The organism is Halobacteriovorax sp. HLS (assembly GCF_004006665.1).
GTDB lineage: Bacteria > Bdellovibrionota > Bacteriovoracia > Bacteriovoracales > Bacteriovoracaceae > Halobacteriovorax.
The window spans coordinates 167,832-187,335 of record NZ_QOCL01000014.1; the positions used below are offsets into that span (position 1 = coordinate 167,832).

Below are 19,504 nucleotides of genomic sequence, written 5' to 3' on the forward strand. Positions count from 1 at the left end.
AAAAGTTAGCATAGTGAATCTTATAAAATGTATAAGTCTTCATGAATTATTGAGGGTTATATAGTGTGATGTGAGATCCGAGGTATTCAAATTTGAATGGCACCCAGACTTTAATATTTTTTGCCAAAGCTTCTTTGATTTGTTGATGTTTTTCTGGAGGTGCGATGAACATCATGAAACCACCGCCTCCTGCGCCGAGTAGTCTTCCTCCGTACGCTCCATTCTTGATTGCGATCTCATATGCGTCATCAATATAAGAGTTAGAAATTATTTTTGTAAGCCCTCTTTTTATTTTCCAGGTTGTATCAAATAGTTTCCCAAAATCTTTGAAGTCTCGTTCTTTTTGAAAGAGCCCTAAACCCTCTTTAGCAATAGAGTGGATTTCTTTCATTTGAGTGTTTATCGATCCATTTTTAATTTCATTTATTTGTTTTGATGCATTATCAGACGAGAATCTTGTTTGTCCTGAAAAAGCTAACATTATATGAGATTCAAAATTTCTTTTAAATTCGTTCCCTAAAATTAGTGGGAGTACTTTGTATTGATTGCCTGGTCCCATTTCTATAATGTTTAAACCACCATACGCTGTTAGTATTTGGTCTTGAATACCAACACTTTCGTTATTCATTACTTGTTCAACATGTATTGCTTGTTTCGCTAACTCCTCCTTACTAATCATTTTATGATTATATGCATGAAGTGCATTGAGCATTCCACATGTGAAACTAGAGGACGAGCCAATACCACTTCTAGCTGGTAAGTCTCCATCATAGTGTATTTCTAATCCATCATTTATATCTGTTAGCTTGAGACAGTTTCTTACTGAGGGATGTTCAATTTCAGAGTTGCAGTTAACTTGTTCAGTTTTAGAGTAAACGATACGAGTCTTATGTTCAAAGAAAGGGGGTAACCTTCTTAAGGTAATGTAATTATATTGGTCGAAAGTACTGCCAATAATTAAGCCACCATTCTCTTCAAACCAAGAGTTATAATCAGTCCCACCTCCAAAAAAAGATAGTCTGAATGGTGTCTTTGAAATAATCATAAATTTACCTTTTATATGTTTGCGTACTCAGTTCTTTTAATTATAGAGAAGGCTTTTTGAAGTTCTTTGATGCCGTCTTGTAGGGAATAGTCTGTTTTATAGCCTGTGGCTTCAATCTTCTCGTTACTAACAATATAATTACGCTGATCAGGGTCTTTGCCTATTTCAGATTCAGAGACCATAAAGTTTGGAACAAATTTTTTGATTTCATCGCACAACTCTTTCTTACTTAAGTTTGCAGTGCTTAAACCTACATTATAAGTATTCCCTTTCATCTGGTTATAGTTGTTGATCGTGTGAATAAATGCTTTTGCAGCATCTCTAACATGTAGGTAATTTCTCTTAAAATGAGATTCAAACAAGATAATATATCCATCATTTATAGCTTTATAGGTAAAATCATTAACCAGAAGGTCAAGCCTCATTCTAGGGCTAGACCCGAAAACGGTCGCAAATCTAAAGCATACAGCTTCACCTTTAGTAAGTAAGTATGATTCAGTCTCTACCTTTAGTTTTCCATAAAGAGAAATTGGTTTTAAGGGAGAGCTTTCATCACAGAAGATATCTGCCTCTCCAATACCGTAGCCGCTGTTTGTACATGGATAAATGAGCATTTGATTGTCAGATTTATTATCATACAAAAACTTGATGGCGTCCGTATTTACAGCTTTAGCTGCCATTGGGTCTTTATTGCAAAGTGGAGCTCCAACTAGGCAAGCAAGAGGAATTAATACATCATGACCAGGAATAAGAGACAGCATTAGCTCTTCGTTTCTCACATCTCCATTTATGATTGTTAAGTTATCTTTGTGGCATTGATCAAGCAAAGGGTTTTGCTTAAACATGAAATTATCTATGACTGTAACTTGGTGTCCCTCGTCTAATAGCATAGGTACTAAAGTTGAACCAATATAACCTGCACCACCAGTAACTAAAACTTTCATTAAAACTCCCTTCTTTTTTCCAATAAATATATACTATGAATAACATTTGCGCCAACTTTGTGTGTTTAAATATAGAGAATTTACGTTAGAATGTTGCATCTTGTTACTAAAGATACTTAGTAAGTAATATCTTTTCATATTGTTTTAAAGGATTAGAATAATCACTTAACAAAAAGATGAGGAAAAGATGATTAATATTCCATTAATGCAAGAAAATATTACTAGAGACGATTTAGATATTCTTGTTGAGTATCTAAAGCAAGACAATCCAAGACTAACAGCAGGAAGTGAAGTTCTAGCTTTTGAGAAAGAATGGTCAGAATGGTTAGGGGTTAAGTATAGCTTGTTTTTGAACTCTGGTAGTTCGGCAAATATTCTAACAATGGCCGCAATAAAGCACCTCTACGGTGATGGTGAAATTATAGTACCTTCACTTACTTGGGTTTCTGATATTTCTTCAGTTATGTTTGCTGGTTTAACTCCAATCTTTGTTGATATTAATCCTAAGAACCTTGCAATGTGTGAGAAACAGGTATTGTCAAAAATTACTGATAAAACTAAAGCTGTTTTTATTACTCATATTCTAGGGTTTAATGGGCTTTCTCAAGACTTACTTGATGAATTAAAAAAGAGAGAGATTCTTTTAATAGAAGATGTTTGCGAGTCTCATGGAGCGACTTTCAACAATAAAAAGCTTGGTAGTTATGGATTTGCTTCTAATTTTTCATTTTATTTCGCACATCACATGAGTACGATTGAAGGCGGGGTAGTTTGTACAAATGATGAGAAGTTCTATCAAACTTTGAGAATGTTGCGCTCGCATGGAATGGTTCGAGAGCTAAGCTCTCAGGAAATGAAAGATAGCTATATTAATAAGTATCCAGACCTTAATCCTGAATTTATTTTCTCTTACCCTTCTTATAATATGAGAAGTACTGAGCTTAATGCAATTATCGGAAGAAGCCAGCTTAAGAAGCTTGATGCAAATAACGATTTAAGAAGAACAAATTGTGATTTATTTTATAGTCTTCTTGATTCTGAAAAGTATAGAACAGATTTCGATCTTGATGGTGCTGTGAACTATGCTTTTGTACTTATTTTGAAGGACAAAGATGATGATTTAATGAAAAAAGTTTCGAACTCGTTGCGAGATAATATGGTTGAGTTTAGAAGAGGAACTTCAGGGGGAGGGAATCAGCTGAGACAACCGTATTTGAGAGAGATAATGCCTCCGTCTTATTATGAGCAATTTCCTGAAACAGATCATATACATTTCTATGGAATGTATATTGGTAATTATCCAGGGCTTGAAGTTGAAAAAATTAAGAGCCTTTGTGAACTTTTAAACTCTCTATAGGAAATCAAATGGATTACGAATATTTAAAAGAAAAGTCTAAATTTGTCAGAGTGGAAACTCTTAAAATACATCAAAGAGTTGCCGAAACAAGAGTTGCTTCGTCCTTGTCTCCAATTGAGATTGTAGTGTCTCTCTACTACGGCGGTATAATTAAATTTGACCCTAAGGACCGCTTTTCTGACTCTAGAGATAGGTTTATAATCTCAAAAGGTCATGGTTCTATATGTATGTACCCACTTCTTGCTGATCTCGGATTTTTTGATGTTTCTGAATTAGAAAATGCTTGTAAGAAAGGAAGCTTCTTGGGAGGAATTCCAGATCCAGTTATCCCTGGCTATGAAACAGTTAATGGATCATTAGGTCATGGCCCTGGAGTTGCTTCTGGTATGGCGGTCGCACTGAAGTCCCTTAATAAAAAAGAGAATGTTGTTGTTCTTACTGGTGATGGAGAATTAAATGAAGGTTCGGTCTGGGAGGCCGTCATGTTCGCTTCACACCATAAGTTAGATAATCTAACTATCATTGTGGACAATAATAAAACATCAATGCTTAATAGATCAGAACAGATAGTTAACCTCTCACCACTTTCTAGTAGATTCGAAGCGTTCGGATGGGATACTTTTGAGGTTCAAGATGGTCACTCTGTACAAGAGGTACACTCCGTGCTGGACAAGCGTATCCCAGAGAGATCCGGAAAGCCAAAGGTTATTATTGTTAACACTGTAAAAGGAAAGGGTGTACCTTTTTTAGAGAAGCATCATTTATGCCACATTCTTTCTGTTGGAAGTGAGTCAATAGATGAAATTATAAAGGATTTAGAATGAATAAAAGAGCAATGAGAGATGTATTTTTGGAAGAGTTGTATCAGAGAATGCTGATCGATAAAAATATATTCTTTGTTTGTGCAGACTTTGGTTCTCCTGTTCTTGATAAGATTCAAGCAGATATTCCAGGGCGATTCATAAATGTTGGAATAGCAGAGCAAAATTTAATAAATGTTTCAGTTGGAATGGCTCTAGAAGGATATACTGTCTATGCTTATGCAATTGCTCCGTTTATTACAATGAGGTGTTATGAGCAGATAAGGGTTGGTGTATCAGTTCTTTCTCAAGTTCGCCCAATGAATATAAATATTATTGGTGTTGGTGCAGGTGTTAGTTATACGGTCAGTGGGCCAACTCATCATTGCCTTGAGGACCTTTCTATAATGAATACTTTGCCGAATATTGATATTTTCTCACCAAGTGATTGCTCGTTAGTGAAAAGTTACTTTGATTATACTGTAAGCTTTAAACATCCTAAGTATATAAGATTTGATGCTCAACCAATTTCTGATATAGAAGCAGAAGGGTTTTCTTCTGATGGATATAGAGTTGTTAATGAGGGGGATGGTGAGAGTGTGTTAGTGTCAACTGGTTATATGACTCATACTGCTCTTGAAATCATAAAAAAGAAAAATGTTACTTTAGTGGATATATATTTAGTAAACAGTTTTGATAAGAATAGTCTTTTCCAGAAGCTATCTTCATTTAATAAGATTCTTGTTCTTGAAGAAGGTATTGCTAACAAAGGGGGACTTGTGAGTGAAATACATGAGTTATTTCAAGACAGTGAGAAAAACCCTAAGGTAAAAGGAATTGGCTTTTCTAAAGAATATCACTTCGATGTTGGAAGCCGCGCTGAAGTCCATTCATGTGCCAAAATAGGGTTTGATAACATTATTGAAATATTATCAAATTAATTTTCTATAACGGCAGTTAGTTTTTTATAAATGCTCTTGTCTGTGGAGTTTAGTTTTAAGCTCCATACTTTTGGAAACATTAGCTTTACTCCTGCTATGAGGGTCTTTGCTAATCTTGTTCTTTCTTTTTTTTGTACAGATCTTTTCTTTGCATTTTCAATATATTGAAGAACAGCAAGCTCTACAGGTTTTAAAAACATATTAGAGGTTTTGCCAGGGAAATGTTCAGATATTTTATCTGCCGTAATGCCACATAGCAAATCGTAGCTTTGTCGCCACGCCTCTTGTTTCATTATCGTGTCATAGTCTGGCAAGATAAACCTTTGATAATGAGTATTTCTTGCGACACTTGTTAGTTCTAATTTTTTCGATTTGCCACTTACGATTGCTAATATATTAGGTAGTACTTCTCTTAGGCCTCTATCCGGAAGTGGAGTTGTTAAGCGAAAGGAGTTTTTAAATTCGTCATTTCTGTGAACAGAAAATAGTGGAACGTAGTAATTGGATGTGAAGTTTGTTAGTCTGTCGAGTGGATTTTCATCTTCAACTTGACCCATATTGTATTTTGAAATACCGAGAAGCTTTCCTTTTGCCTCTTTACCTGTTTCAAAAGTAACTCCTTTTCCGTGGCAAGTTGCATAATCATTATTGTTTTCAAGAAACTCTGCACAAGCTGATAATGACTCAGGAAAGTGAAAATCATCATCTCCTGAAAATGTACTATATTTTTCTTCAATATTGTCTAGACAGTACAAAATTGCTTCTGAATCATTTAGTTTTCCACAGTCGTGGTGAAAAACCTTAAAGGGAAAAGATGTTTTTTCTATAAATTTAGAAACCTTCTGGAAGTTTTCTTGTGAACTTGAATCTCCTATATGAATAGGATGATTTGAATTACTATTAATATAAAAATGAAGCATTCTGATAATGAAATCAGGTCTGTCTAGTGTTGGGACTGCAATGGCAACTTTCATGATCTATCTTTCGTAATTTCTTGCGAGTTTTTTACTAGTCATGAAGTTAATATGTTCAAGTGCCTTGTCTCCAAATGTTTCTTTGACCATCGATAAATACTGCTCACCTTTAAAGAACTCCTCCCACTTTTCATCTCTAAACTTTAATACTTCCATTGCTCCAATATGCTTGGTGGGGAGTGGAAGCTGGTCTTTAGCGTGTTGAGAGTAGTTAGACCATGTAGTAGGTAAAGCTTGATTATTCTCTAGAGCTTCTGTGTATAATTTAGATCCTGGATACGCCATAGCACTATACAGGTTCATGAATTCAGTGTTTAGGTCTACAGCCATTTGAAATGTTTCTTCCATGGTTTTTATATCGTCATCTGGAAGGCCGACTATAAAATTAGAAAGTACTCTGATTCCTGCGTCTCTTATTGATTGGACGATTTCTTTAATATCATTAAACCTGAGTCTTTTTGAAGCACCATCTCTAACGAGGTCATTTGCTGACTCAATTCCTAGGCAGAACCAATTAAAGCCAGCTTTTTTCATCCTTGCTAAATGCTTCGTTTTCACTGTATCAATTCTGGAGTAGCACCAGATGTTTAGGTCTAGATCTTTTTCAATCAACAGATCTGTAATCTTCATGTAATGGCTTTCTTTAAGCACAAACATTTCATCGATAAACTTAAAGTTTTTGACACCGTACTTCTTTACAAGAAGTTCGATCTCTTCAACTACAAGCTCTGGGCTTCTGTACCTTATTCCTGGTTTCCCAAATGGTGCATTGATGCAACAAAAAGTACAACTGTAAGGGCAACCAAGGCTTGTGTAAATTGCTGCGTAAGGAGATCTGTTCTCAATATCGTCAAAGCAGTGCCAGTTGTGAGCACGATATTTGTCCATTGGGAGTAGGTCCCACGCAGCTATTGGTAGGGCTTCGTCTAGATCTTTTATAACAGGATTTTTAGGATTACAGCGAATGACATCATTCTTGTAGTACCAAAGGCCAGGCACGTCTTCAATTTTATTTTTATTATCTATATATTTCATAAGTTCAAGAAGGCTTTCTTGTTCTTCACCTTCAATCACATAATCTACATTTTCTTCTTTTAAGGTTCTCTTTGGTAATGCCGAAGGATGTAGTCCTCCTATGGTTACAGGGTAGTTTGTATGTTCTTTTATTTTAGAACAGATTTCTCCTGCTATATTCATTGTTTGTGTCGAGGCTGATGGTTGACCCCCATAAACAATTACCGCACAAAGTTTTGGAGAATATTCCTTTATCCTAGTTAGTGTTTCTTCAGGAGTTAAGTTCTCTGCATTTGCGTCAATAATCGCGACAGAGTAATTATTATTTCTTAAAAAACTAGCAAAGCTCGCAGTTAGAAATGGGGGCTCAATAGCGCAAAGTTCATCGCCTAGGTTTTGATATGTTACTTTTCTGTTTCCTGGGTTGATAAATACAATGTCACGTTGATTTTCACTCATAGTGGCTTACCTTTCGATTTTTAATAGTCTACAATGCGAATAATATTACTTTGAATGAATACCTATTGTCTAATATTATATAGTTATAGAGTATGCTTAGGCAATTTTCGATAAAGGAATTTTGAAATGAAGAAAATTTTGGTGACAGGTGGTTCTGGAATGGTTGGTCGTAACCTTTTGTCACATAAGGAAAGTGAAAAATTTGATATTATTGCTCCGTCCCATGGGGTGCTAGATTTAACTATTAAGAGGGATGTTGATGAATACCTTGCAGATGAAATGCCTGATTTTATTATTCATTGTGCAGGTCTCGTTGGTGGAATTCAGGCAAATCTTAAGTACCCCTTAGAGTTCTTGATGGAAAATCTTGATATGGGGTGTAACTTGTTGATGTCTGCTAGAAAGGTAGGTATTAAAAATGTTCTCGCTCTTGGTAGTAATTGTATGTATCCAAAAAATATTGAAGAAGGCCTTACTGAGGAAATGATATTAAAAGGGGAGCTTGAGGAGTCCAATGAAGGTTATGCCTTGGCAAAAATAACAATATCAAAGCTTTGTAAAATCATATCCAATGAGAACAAAGATTACAATTATAAGATGATTGTACCTTGTAGTCTCTATGGTAAATGGGACAAATTTTCTCCTGAGAGTTCTCATCTAATACCTGCAATTATAAAGAAGTTAAACGATGCAAGAGTTAATAATGAAGTGAATGTGGAAATTTGGGGAGACGGTCTAGCTCGAAGAGAGATCATGTATGCTGAAGATCTTGCCGATTTTATTTATTTTTCTTTGGATAGATTTAATGAGTTGCCGGAAATTATGAATGTTGGCCTAGGTAAAGATTACTCAATCAATGAGCTATATTCTGCTGTCGCAAAAGTTGTAGGTTATAAGGGAGGCTTTTTTCATAATTTAGATCGACCAGTTGGAATGAGGAAGAAGTTACTGAACATTAAACAGCTTGAGAGTTTTGGATGGCAAAGTGGAACTTCTTTAGAACAAGGCCTTAAACTAACTAATGATTTTTATTTGAGCAATATTTAACCTCTAAGGCTTTAAGTAGTTCTTGTTTTAAAGTAGCTTTTTTCTCAGTAATTTGAGGGGCTGTGTAAATAGCTCCATCCACTCTCAGCCAGTTAATCCCTTCTCCATATCCAAACCAGTTTGGTATATTGAGTTTTGAGCTTTGGGAAATCGTTTTGGCTACCATTATTGAAATCCTTTCCATTCCGTATATTTGAATATCTGGGTTTTGATACTTAATGTCTCTAAAGCTTGACGAGGCAAATCCTGTGACAGCTTTGTACTGAGTGAGTATATCTCTAAAAGGCATTTGTTTGGGTAAGATTTTAGTATTTATTCCGCAAGAAATGAGGTGTTCTTGAAGACACACTACCCAAGTACTTTTTTCTCTCGGGTGTGGCTTTAGGTCAATCGACTTGGTTTTGGAGTGTTGCATGATATGTGTGAGTTCGTTTTGAATTTTAATGAGTTCGGTTATTGGTAAAGTATTTTGGTTACTATATCCTGTTGTTAATATGAATAATAACTTTTCACTTTTTTGAGTTGTCGACTTTGATAATTTGTATGTAGGGTAGGTTATAGTCGAGCATAGTCCTTTAGTTAAGATTTTGCTCATTGTTTCTTTTTCAAAATCATCTACGAAAAAGTGGTGTGAAGACATGTTGTTAGAAATTTTTGTAAGTTTGGCAACTTTTCCAAGCTTAATAAGTTCGACCTTGTGAAATTTTCTGATTAGCTTCTCTAGGAAAAACCTCGCTTTATTGAAAACATTGACTTTAAGCTTTCTGTTTGACCGTTTGAACATCTCCTTTAGTAGAAAGGTTAAGAAGTTTAAGAGTGATCTCTGGAGGTATTGTTTTGTTAACCACGACTTTAATCCAATTTGACGATTGAGAGTGTCTTCATATTGAATAAACTTCCAGTATTGTTTCGTAGTGCTATATTGGTCAATAAAATTTTGGTCTAGGAGGTTGTAACCAAGAGCGGTCCAAAGTGTACAAAATGGTTTATTGGAAAAGTTTAGTATTAAAGATCTGTTTAACTCAGAAGTTTCGCTTGCGCCTAGGATGAGATCAATATTCCAGTTCTTTACTTTTTCGATAATTTGACTATACCTAAGATATTTTTTATAACCCAGAAGTCCTTCACTCTCAATATAGATAAACTCACAAATCTTTAATTCATTTTTGAGGTCTTGTAGGTCTTCTTTTAGCCTGCTATTTACAAACCCATTAGACAGTATCACATATACATTAAAGTCATTACTTAGCTCTTTGATTGTAGGGTAAACAACTTCATGGAAAATGTAAGCATTTCCATAGCTAATTAATAAGTGAGGCTTCATCTTATAAATTTTTACTAAAATATATTAATGTTTCTTTTAAAATATTTGCCTGTTCTTGGGCCATATGTATGGTCTCAAAGTTTGTTTTTAGTTGTACCATGCGTTGCTGAGCTTTTTCTGAGTTAGGACAGAGTCCTTTTTCAAAAAGTTGATTGCCAATTTTTTGCCCTCTAAGTGCAGGCTCCAGGTAGGCAAGTTGCCAGCAACCATAATATTGATGTCCTCCAAGTTCCATGAATTTACTTTTGAAAACATCCCAGTCAATATTCTCATGGAGCATAAATGAAAACGCCCAGTAGGAGTGTTCTGAATTTTCAATATTCTTTTGTACCTTAATTATATTTGAAAATTCTTTTGTCGCCTCTAAGTAAAGCTGTCCTATTTTCTTTCTCAAGTTTGAAAGATGAGTGGCCTTATCTAGTTGCGAAATAGCCATCGCAGCGCAAACTTCTGGAAGTCTAAAGTTCTTACCAAGTAAGTCATGTCTTAAGAAATCAGGGCGTTGTAATTTATTTTTATCCTTGAGGTGGCTTCCCGGAGAAGCCTGTAAAGTTGAATAACCCAAGTCTGATAATTTTCTCGCGTAAAGAGCAAGCTTTTCGTTGTTTGTTGTAAGTACGCCACCATCTCCTGTTGTAAGATGTTTACTTCTTTGTAATGAGTAAATACTAAAGTCTCCAAATGAGCCTTGAAGTTTATCATTTAATTTAGCATCAAAACTTTGAGCATTGTCTTCAACCAATTTTAGATTATGCTCAGAACATATTTGAGTAATTTCATTATAGTCTGGAAGTTCTCCATAAAGAGAGACTGTTATAATTGCCTTTGTTTTAGGTGTGATGTTTTTACGAATACTGTCTGCTGAAATGAGAAATGTGTCAGGGTCAATATCTGCAAAAACAGGCGTTGCTCCTACATAAAGTGGAGCAAAGCAAGAAGCAGAAAAAGTGAGGGCTGGAACAATTACTTCATCGCCAGGTTTTAAGTCTAAAGCCATCATAGAGACTTCAAGCGCTGATGTTCCTGAGTTTAAAGATATCGCGTACTTTGATTTTGTTCTTTCCGCAAACTTATTCTCAAATTCCTCTATATAGTGACCTTTTAATCCAGACTTTATCGCCTTTTCAACCATTGCTAACTCTTCTGAGTTGTTGCGCCAAAATTTAAACATATTCTATTCCTTTACCAGATAGTAAATCCACCATCGACTGTAATATTTTGTCCAGTTGTATGGTTATTGTTGAAGTCTACTAGATATTCAATTGTTTTTTGTAAGTCGTCAACAGATCCCATCCTAGAAGAAGGTGTTTTTCTTTCATACTTTTTCACGAACTCTGGGTCTTGATTGTTGAAGATACCTCCCGGAGAAATACAGTTAACTTGAACATTATTTGGTGCCATATAAGCCGCAAAATATTTCGTCAAATTAATTATTGCAGCCTTGGTTGCACCATAGATTTCAGGTGTTCTTCTGTCACCCTCTTTATAGAGGTTCATATCTCCAGCAACTTGCCCATAAATGGAGCCAATATTAACTATTTTGCCTTTCTTGATTTTACTCATGGAGTGCTTATAGACACTTTGGGTAAGAAAAATATTTGCCTTTATATTAGTACTAATAACGTAGTCTAGTTCATCTTCTGTTCGCTCTTCAAATGGGCTAAAGACAGAGACCCCTGCATTGTTAACTAGGATCAAAATATCGCCTTTAGAACAAATCTCTTTGATTATTTGATCAACTTCACTTTTGTTAGTTATATCTATCTTACAGTAGTTGATATTCTTTATAGAAGAACTTTCCTTGATATCAAAACCATAAACATTATAGCCAAGGCCTTGAAGAGTTTTTACATAACCTGAGCCTATTTGCCCCTCGCTTCCAGTGACAATAGCGATTTTTTCTCTAATCATTTCTTTCTATCCTTTTTACATTTCCTAGTCCGTCACAAACACCAATGACTGTTTCAAGTGGCTTTGATATATCCGATACTATAATATCCCCCTTCGTTCCGCTAACACCGCTAACATATCTGGTGTTGTCAATTGTTTTTGCACCATGTCTTGGGTAGAGGGTCTCATTTGAGTCTTTAACGCATTGAAGTTTGTATAAAATATCGAATGTAATATCAGTTCGAAAAACTGTGTATTTTTCCATTATTTCTTGAGAAAAACAGTTTTTGCCACAGTCTATTAAAAGTTTTGCTTCAGATTCGTTGAGATGGTCTATGCTAATTAGTGATGATGTTGTTGCAGTAGCTATAATAACATCACAGCCTTTAACAGTGCTACCAATTGAGTCACAGGGAATCGCTTTTGCAAGAGTTCCCTTTGGCTTTATTTCATTTATGATCTCAGATTGTTTTACTAAGAGCTCCTGATTTCTTCTATATAAATTAACCCAAAAGCCTCTCTCTACAAGTTTTAGTGCTACTTTGAAGCCAATATTTCCTGCTCCTACTATTGCAATTTTTACGTTGCTTAAGTTTTTAACTTTCTCACAAGTGAATTGGTCGATAGCATCTACAGTAATATCATTTGCCTTGTAGGTGAGAAGTTTACTTTTACGGACGATGTCTTGAACTTCTCCTTTTATATTTCCTTCATCTCCGTCATATGTATACCGTGAGGGGCAAATTTTCTTTTCCGAGTCAACTGCTATATAGTCGAAGTGACCGTCAGCTAGTTGTGCAAATTCGATGGCTTCTTGTGTGTTGGAAACTACCACACCACATAAGCTAAAGTTGTTGTGAACTCTTGTCGGCGTGTAGTAAAAGAAGTCTATATGTTTGGAAGTACTGGATATTGTGAAGCAGGTTGTCCCTACCTTTTCTTCCTGGAACTTTGCTAAAAAATGGTTAAAATTCTTATTCATAATAGGGCTCAAGTATTAATATGAAGAAGAATACTTGAATCTTGACCGTTTGTCTTTAATAATAACCATCTGTAAGTAGGTAGTAAAATGACAACTTTTTCTCGTAGATATAAATTCTTAAGTGAGTATAAGACTGATTTTCTAGTTTCTCTAGTTTTGGGAATATTAATTTCTGTGTTAGAGGTTTTTAGTATTACTCTTGTGATGCCATTACTGGGAGAGAGTGAAGGGAGTTCAAGTCTTATATACTTCTTTAATAGGTATCTTGAGACCTATTCTGATAGAGAGAGGATTGCTCTTATCGCAATTCTAATTGTTGTTTTTACTTTGCTTAAATCTGTGTTTATTTACGTCAAGAGCTTGATTGCTGCGAAATTAAGGACATCTGTCACAGCGACTTATCAAAAGAAGTGTTTTAAGCAAATTATTGACATGCCTATTGCAGAGTTCAAAAAGCTCAAAAGAGGTGATTTACAAATATTGACAACAATTCATACTAACAATATGGGGATAGTTGCAGGTAAACTTTTGGCTAGTCTGCATTATCCTTTTATAGTAGTTCTTACCACGGCTCTACTTTTAAAAATCTCTATTTCGCTGACCTTCTTATCATTATTTGCAACAGGACTACTATTTATTGGATTAAAGTATTTAAATGTCGCAGCTGATCGTCGAGCAAGATTAGTGAGTCCTTCTCATAAGAGGTTGGGTGTAGCTCTTTTGGAGTATTTAGATGGGAAAAAGACAATCTTCTTGTTTGATATAGGAGATTATGTTCGCGGATTGTTTGATTCGAAAGTTGAAAATTATAGAGATAAAGTTATTGATATGGAAAAGCTAAGAGGTGTCGTAATGCCTTTAGGCGGATTTGTTACGTCCTTAAGCCTTGCTATTATTTTAATAGGATCTCTTTATTTTGGTAATATTCAAAAGTCTGTTTTATTGCTTTTTCTTGTGGCGTTTAGCAGGCTTTCTGCTCCTGTAAATGCCCTTGTTCAACTAAGGTCTTCCTTGTCAGGAGACCTCCCTTACCTTGATGAGGTTCATACATTCTTGGATAAGGATTTTGGAGTGAGTGATACTTCTGAGAAAAACAAATTATTGCTTAATGACTCTATAAAACTTAGAGATATTTCATTTAAGTATCCTGGTTCAGATAGTTTTCTTTTTAATGGTCTTAATCTTAGTATTAATAAAGGTGAAAAGGTTACGATTGTTGGTGGATCTGGGTCTGGAAAGTCAACTCTAGTTAATATTTTGCTGGGTATTGAAAAACCTAGTGACGGTGATGTTGTTGTTGATGGAGAAGCTCTAACTGAAGAGTTGTTTATCGAGTGGAGAAAAAATATAGGAGTTGTTTCGCAAGATGTTTTTCTATTTGATGATACAATTTTAGGAAATATTACTTTGGAAGAGAAGGGTCAGTTAACTGAATGGATTTTAAAGGTTTCTAGTCAAGCTTCTCTCGATGATTTTGTAAATGATAATGAAGCTGGCTTTAACCATTTCGTAGGGGAAAATGGTGGCGACCTTTCTGGTGGACAGAGACAGAGAATTTCCATCGCAAGGGCTTTGTATAGAGACCCTGAAATTGTTATTTTTGATGAAGCGACCTCTGCTTTAGATATAAAAACTGAAGCTGAGATACAGTTAACAATGAATAAACTATCTAAGAGTTTCTCTAAAACTCTTATTTATGTAACCCATAGACTATCTTCTATTGAAAGTGATGAGAGGGTTATAGTTTTAGAAAAAGGTAAAATTGTCGAAGACGGCCTTCGGAGTGAATTAGAGAATAAAAGAGGTTGGTTCTTCAACCTCTTGAATCGAGAGCTTTCTGGAAAGTAGGTAGGTTATTCAAGTTCTTTGTCTTTTTCCAATGAAGGTTTCCATCCTGCGTAGTCCTCGATGTGAGAGTTGATTTCTTTTATCTGAGGATTGTTTCTTAGGTAGTTTATCATTTCTTCCATTGAGAAAAGTGGGTTATCAGGTAAAAAATGAGAAAATAATTTGTCAGTAAGTTCGAAGTCTTCTTGGTAGTCCAATGTAAGTCTGAAGTCTCGAACGTTTTCTCTGTAGTCAATCTTTTTGCATTTAAATAGATCTAAATTTTTCCAAAAGTAAAATGTTACATGCTCTCTCTCAGAAGGTTTTTTTGCATTTTTCCAAGCATTTTCAAGAGCAGCAAAAGTAAAAATTTCAACATCCATACCATCTGGGTACGAAGCTGGGGGAGGGGTCGTGTTTGATAGATAGTCGTAGGTGTCATCTTTTAAAAACTCTTCGATAGTATGATCAATAATTCTATGGTCATGAAGAGGGCAGTCGGCAGTTAGTCTTACGATAATATCTGCTTTGTGAAGTTTAGCGCATTCGTAATATCTCTCAAGAACATCATCTAAGCTTCCTGTTGTATAGGAGTAATTGTTTTCAACACAGTGATTGATGATTTTCTGATCTGAAGGATCATTAGTCGTTGCTATCACAATATTATCTAGAAGTTTGGAGGGAGTAATTCGGTTAATCATATGTTGAAGCATTGATTGGGAATTAGATTCCATTAATACTTTTCCAGGAAGTCGTGTAGAACTCATTCTTGCTTGAATAATAGCAACAATTTTATTTTTTTTCATTATCTATACCTTTTCCCAAGTAATAGGAAGATCACTTTCAATATTAGTTTTTGCAGTTCTGCCAATAACAATATCTAAATATTTTGGAAGAATCGCTCCTCCCGGTCCTTTGATTGTAAGCATATCTTGGGTAATTAGTTGACCCTCTTTAATGTCAACACGACTGTAAATACCCTTTCTTTGTTGGTTAAGAGCAATGTATTCATTTGGTTGAATTGTCTTTACACCATCGCCTAGAATTATAGGAATAGATTTGGCCATTTCAACTAATGCAGCCATTTCTGCAGGTTCGGATGATAAAATGTGATCGGGACCTTCCATCGTTCTATCAAGAGTGTAATGCCTTTCAATAATATTTGCACCGAGTACAAGAGCAGTGTGAGAAACGAATAGTCCAAATGTGTGATCCGAGAGTCCAGTGGGAACATTAAATGTCGACTTCAATGTTTGAATTGCTTTTAAGTTCATTTCCTCTGGAGCAGCAGGGTATGTTGAATTACAGTGAAGTAGCATTAAATTTGAATTCCCCTCTTTGAGGACAGCATGAACAGCATCTTCTATCTGACCTAGTGTGGACATTCCGGTAGAGATAATAATTGGCTTTCCAGTTTTCGCAACATGCCTTATTAAAGGGAGATTAACCAAATCCATAGAAGCTATCTTGTATACACTAACTCCAAACTTTTCCAGGAAGTCTACACTCTCTAGGTCAAATGGCGTGGAGAAAACTTCGAGCCCCTTTTCTTTTGCATAGTTAAATATTTCTACCTGATCTTCAAAGCTCATAGCTAGTCTTGAAAATACCTGGTCTAAGCTTTCTTCAAGTCCAATTACTTTTTCAGCGTACTTAGCAGCTTTAACTTTTTTGGAGACTCTGCTGTTTGGTAGGTAAGTCTGAAATTTAATGGCATCACAGCCCGTGTGAACCGCTTTATCGATCAGCTTCTTAGCGATATCTTTACTTGCATTATGGTTTAATCCTGCTTCTGCAATTATATATGCAGGGTAGTCACTGCCAACTTTTCTTCCATTGATATCGATAACTTGATTTGGTTTGCATGTTTGAATTTGTTTTGCAGTTTGAATTCCTTTAAACTTCTTTCCACAAAGAGAGTCCACTAAGTCCCAAGCTTTATGGAATAAAATTTGAATATCTGAGTAGTAGAACTCGCCACCAGTTCCTAGGCTATGAAGTTGGTTGTATTTTGAAATAACTGCACGAGATTTTGTAAGCTCTTCCTGATGTCCAACATATTGAACAGGGTAGACAAAATCTTCTTTGTTAAAGGTCATTCCTGTTACTTGGTCTGCCTTTGCTAGTCCAACAAGTTCGACTTGATCAGCAATCTCACTCATCATTTGATCGGTGTCTAGCATGTCAAACTTATCACCTTTGGAGTAGGTTGTTTCAATCGCTAAGTATGTTTTACCTTGAGGGCATACAAATCTAGACATCTTCTTAGGTTCAGAAATTCTATTAAAGTGAACTTTCTTGCTGCCGTAATATAGCCAGTGGAGCCCTTCTGGCAAAATAGATTCCTTGTCATAAGAAAGGTAGGTCGTGCAGATCCCTCTAAACTTTAGGTCACTATTGTGGCCAAAGAATCTGGCCAATAAGGTAATAGGAAGACTAGAGATAATTATATCATCGGCTGAAACAGTATGTTCTGAACCATCTTTAAATTGAATTGAATTAATAACATTATCTGTTCTTGAGAAACCAGTTATTGTTGATTCTAGATGTATCCTACCGCCAAGCTTAATTATATTGTCTTTAATAACATTCAAAATCGAGCCTGTACCATACTTCCCGACAGCATTCCATTCCTCATGATAAAACGGGGTTATGGACTTTCTGAACTGGATCCTTTTAGGGGCCCATAATGCTGACATTTCTTCGGGAGGAATTCCCCATAGTTTTTCTGGGTACTCTTCAAAGAACATTTTTCTTAGTGTTGGGCCTACTTGAGCATCTATGAAATCCTTATATGTATTAGCATTTCTTTTTTTTTCTTCAGAGGCCAGACCAATTTCATTCAGAATTTTTTTCTTAAGCTCTTGGGGGTATTTGGAAATACTTTCCCAAGAAATTGGATAGTCCCACATAGTGTCAAAGTTATCCCCTTGGACATTCTTACACCAAAAGTCATTTTGGATGAATAAGTCACCGAATTCTGTTTCCCAGTATTTTTGAAGGTCCTTATCTGGGGTATGGAAAATATGTGGCCCCGTATCGAGTATAAATTCTCCCCAGTTCCAAGACCTACACATACCTCCAACGAGTGGAAGCTTCTCATAAATATCTACTTCATATCCTTCTTTAGCGAGTCGTTCTGCTGCGATTAGGCCAAGGGGGCCAGCTCCAAGAATAACTGCTTTTTTAGATGGTTTTGACACGGTGTTCTTCTCTTTGTATTCAATTAGTAAATAGGATTTACTCTATCTTGTAACGATCATTTTTTCAAAGAAATTGTCGATAGATATAGTCCGGAGAAATGGACCTAAGTCTTAAATAAATGTAAGATTATGGTCTCTTAGATCTTATAAAGGTAAGTGAATAGTGAAGAATGATGAGTTTATTCAGGAATATTCAAAAGTGATTGCAGCTAGTGCCAGTCACTTTAATGAGCTAGGGTGGTGGTCAACACTAATTTCTTCTAAAGATCGATTCTTGTGTCCTTTGCAGGATTACTTTTTTGACCTATATTCTTCAAAAGGAGCTTTGTTTTCACCAAAGACCAGAATAAAAGAGTTGATAAAATTTTGTTTAATCCCTTGGCTATTTTTGTATCGATTAGTAGTTCTCAAGATTATCTTCAATAATAGATATAAAAGAAATGTTATAAAAAATACGAGGACTGATTACAGTGTATTTAGATCGTTCCTTTATAATAAGTCTCTTCAAGATGATGGAAGTTATCGAGATGTTTTTTGGGGAGACTTAATTGAAAGGGCGAATGAGAAGAGTATCCCTAATATCATTCTAGTTGATCCAATTATGCCTTGGCATAAGTCTCTTAAGTTGGCATCTCGAGTAGATTCTATTTTTCTTTCTCTTTTCTTTTTATCGTTTAATCAAGTTTTCTATGCTCAGTTTATTTTGTTAAAATGTTATTTGGCAAAAAAACCTTCTGGGATTTTCTTTAAAGAAACAGATGTTTCGAAAGAAATATTCATGCAGTACAGAAATGATTTACTAAGTATTTCTGCCTATACTGCGATGTTAAACTTTTTCATATATAAAAATATTTTGAAAAGAGTCGGTGCAAGTAAGTTTTATCTTCCATATGAAGGGTTGCCTTGGGAAAGAATGGCAATTCTTGCTTTTAGGCGATATTCTCCAGACACAGAAATAATTGGTTATCAACATGCTGTTGTATCTCCAGCGGCGCTTAATTATTTTGGAACTAGGAATGAATGTAGTCCAGTTCCTGACATCGTTTTTACTCTAGGCAAGGAAACAAAGAACATTATCGACAGGTACAATAAGGATACTCGACTCAAGTATGAAGTTGCAGGCGCACTGAGGTTTAAAACTAGAAGTAAATCAATTCACTTAGAGCCTATAGAAAGAGGCTCGAAGACTATTTTAATTGCCCTTGAAGGAACTGTATCCTGTGCTGACTTTTTAAATGAAACCCTGAAGGGATTATTTGACCTAAAAGAATGGAGGGTCGTAATTAGAACACACCCAATGCTACCTTTTGAGAAGCTTGAAAAATTTATAGATAAGAAGTTTTATGATAAAGAGTTGATAGAAATATCTAGAGGAAAAAGCTTAAAAGAGGATCTTCTAAGAAGTGGAGTTGTTTTTTACTGGGGGTCTACAGTCTCTTTAGAAGCCTTAGAGCTTGGAGTTCCATTAATTAACTATACAAATAATGAAAGCTCTCTAAACTATGATCCTAACTTTTTATTTGATGAGTTTAAATGGAGCTTTACGACTAGTAGTGAAATTCCCGTGCTATTAAATTTAATTACAAATTTCTCTGACCAGGATTATAGACTTGGGCAAGACAGGGCACTTAAGTACGTCAAAAGCTACTTTTACCCTGTAGATAATGAGACTTTAGACCGTATGCTGGACTATTAAT

At 35.4% G+C, this 19,504-nt stretch carries 16 protein-coding genes; 6 read left to right on the forward strand and 10 right to left on the reverse strand.

Annotated elements, in window-relative coordinates; all coding sequences use genetic code 11:
- Positions 1–46 precede the first annotated feature (46 nt).
- Both DPQ89_RS14840 and DPQ89_RS14845 read right to left on the reverse strand, forming a co-directional pair.
- The gene (locus DPQ89_RS14840) at positions 47–1,045 is read right to left on the reverse strand and encodes a kinase (RefSeq protein ID WP_127717821.1); all 999 of its coding nucleotides are present in this window, start codon (positions 1,043–1,045) and stop codon (positions 47–49) included.
- A gap of 11 nt (positions 1,046–1,056) precedes the next feature.
- On the reverse strand, positions 1,057–1,989 hold the full coding sequence (locus tag DPQ89_RS14845) for an NAD(P)-dependent oxidoreductase (RefSeq protein WP_127717822.1): 933 nt from the start codon (positions 1,987–1,989) through the stop codon (positions 1,057–1,059).
- Between the two features lie 187 nt (positions 1,990–2,176).
- On the opposite strand from DPQ89_RS14845, the gene DPQ89_RS14850 reads away from it, so the two are divergent.
- The 3 genes from DPQ89_RS14850 to DPQ89_RS14860 are packed head-to-tail and all read left to right on the forward strand — an operon-like array spanning position 2,177 to position 5,087.
- Positions 2,177–3,346: a DegT/DnrJ/EryC1/StrS aminotransferase family protein gene (locus DPQ89_RS14850; RefSeq protein ID WP_206611181.1), complete on the forward strand. Its 1,170-nt coding sequence runs from the start codon at positions 2,177–2,179 to the stop codon at positions 3,344–3,346.
- An 8-nt stretch (positions 3,347–3,354) separates the two neighbouring features.
- Entirely contained in the window at positions 3,355–4,170 is an 816-nt protein-coding gene (locus DPQ89_RS14855; protein ID WP_127717823.1) for a transketolase, read from the forward strand.
- Positions 4,167–5,087 carry a transketolase family protein gene (locus DPQ89_RS14860; RefSeq protein WP_127717824.1) on the forward strand — a complete coding sequence of 307 codons (921 nt, stop codon included), beginning with the start codon at positions 4,167–4,169 and terminating at the stop codon, positions 5,085–5,087. The genes DPQ89_RS14855 and DPQ89_RS14860 overlap by 4 nt, the downstream gene beginning before the upstream one ends.
- Here DPQ89_RS14860 and DPQ89_RS14865 read toward each other — a convergent pair.
- A complete protein-coding gene (locus DPQ89_RS14865) occupies positions 5,084–6,061 on the reverse strand; it encodes a TIGR00180 family glycosyltransferase (protein WP_127717825.1) in 978 nt (325 codons plus the stop codon). The genes DPQ89_RS14860 and DPQ89_RS14865 overlap by 4 nt on opposite strands.
- Positions 6,062–6,064: 3 nt before the next feature.
- Positions 6,065–7,534 (reverse strand): B12-binding domain-containing radical SAM protein, encoded by a 1,470-nt coding sequence (locus DPQ89_RS14870; protein ID WP_127717826.1) that lies wholly within the window; start codon positions 7,532–7,534, stop codon positions 6,065–6,067.
- Between the two features lie 126 nt (positions 7,535–7,660).
- Between DPQ89_RS14870 and DPQ89_RS14875 the strand changes: the two genes are divergently transcribed.
- Positions 7,661–8,581, forward strand: a complete 921-nt coding sequence (locus DPQ89_RS14875; protein ID WP_127717827.1) for an NAD-dependent epimerase/dehydratase family protein — start codon at positions 7,661–7,663, stop codon at positions 8,579–8,581.
- Here the strand turns inward: DPQ89_RS14875 and DPQ89_RS14880 are convergent.
- From DPQ89_RS14880 to DPQ89_RS14895, 4 genes are read right to left on the reverse strand one after another with little or no spacing between them, the layout of a single operon-like run.
- Complete coding sequence (locus DPQ89_RS14880; protein WP_127717828.1) at positions 8,553–9,905, reverse strand: polysialyltransferase family glycosyltransferase; 1,353 nt, start codon at positions 9,903–9,905, stop codon at positions 8,553–8,555. The genes DPQ89_RS14875 and DPQ89_RS14880 overlap by 29 nt on opposite strands.
- Position 9,906: 1 nt before the next feature.
- On the reverse strand, positions 9,907–11,076 hold the full coding sequence (locus tag DPQ89_RS14885) for a DegT/DnrJ/EryC1/StrS aminotransferase family protein (RefSeq protein WP_127717829.1): 1,170 nt from the start codon (positions 11,074–11,076) through the stop codon (positions 9,907–9,909).
- 11 nt (positions 11,077–11,087) lie between these two features.
- On the reverse strand, positions 11,088–11,816 hold the full coding sequence (locus DPQ89_RS14890; RefSeq protein ID WP_127717830.1) for an SDR family oxidoreductase: 729 nt from the start codon (positions 11,814–11,816) through the stop codon (positions 11,088–11,090).
- The gene (locus tag DPQ89_RS14895; protein WP_127717831.1) at positions 11,809–12,777 is read right to left on the reverse strand and encodes an NAD(P)-binding domain-containing protein; all 969 of its coding nucleotides are present in this window, start codon (positions 12,775–12,777) and stop codon (positions 11,809–11,811) included. Before DPQ89_RS14895 ends, DPQ89_RS14890 begins: the two co-directional genes overlap by 8 nt.
- Before the next feature lie 87 nt (positions 12,778–12,864).
- On the opposite strand from DPQ89_RS14895, the gene DPQ89_RS14900 reads away from it, so the two are divergent.
- The gene (locus DPQ89_RS14900) at positions 12,865–14,625 is read left to right on the forward strand and encodes an ABC transporter ATP-binding protein (RefSeq protein ID WP_127717832.1); all 1,761 of its coding nucleotides are present in this window, start codon (positions 12,865–12,867) and stop codon (positions 14,623–14,625) included.
- Positions 14,626–14,630: 5 nt separating this feature from the next.
- Here the strand turns inward: DPQ89_RS14900 and DPQ89_RS14905 are convergent, their stop codons facing one another.
- Together DPQ89_RS14905 and DPQ89_RS14910 are read right to left on the reverse strand one after the other, a co-directional pair.
- Positions 14,631–15,410 (reverse strand): cytidylyltransferase domain-containing protein, encoded by a 780-nt coding sequence (locus DPQ89_RS14905; protein WP_127717833.1) that lies wholly within the window; start codon positions 15,408–15,410, stop codon positions 14,631–14,633.
- Between the two features lie 3 nt (positions 15,411–15,413).
- Positions 15,414–17,807 (reverse strand): N-acetylneuraminate synthase family protein, encoded by a 2,394-nt coding sequence (locus tag DPQ89_RS14910; RefSeq protein WP_127717834.1) that lies wholly within the window; start codon positions 17,805–17,807, stop codon positions 15,414–15,416.
- A gap of 163 nt (positions 17,808–17,970) precedes the next feature.
- On the opposite strand from DPQ89_RS14910, the gene DPQ89_RS14915 reads away from it, so the two are divergent.
- Positions 17,971–19,503, forward strand: a complete 1,533-nt coding sequence (locus tag DPQ89_RS14915; RefSeq protein WP_127717835.1) for a hypothetical protein — start codon at positions 17,971–17,973, stop codon at positions 19,501–19,503.
- The last annotated feature ends 1 nt before the right edge of the window (position 19,504 follow it).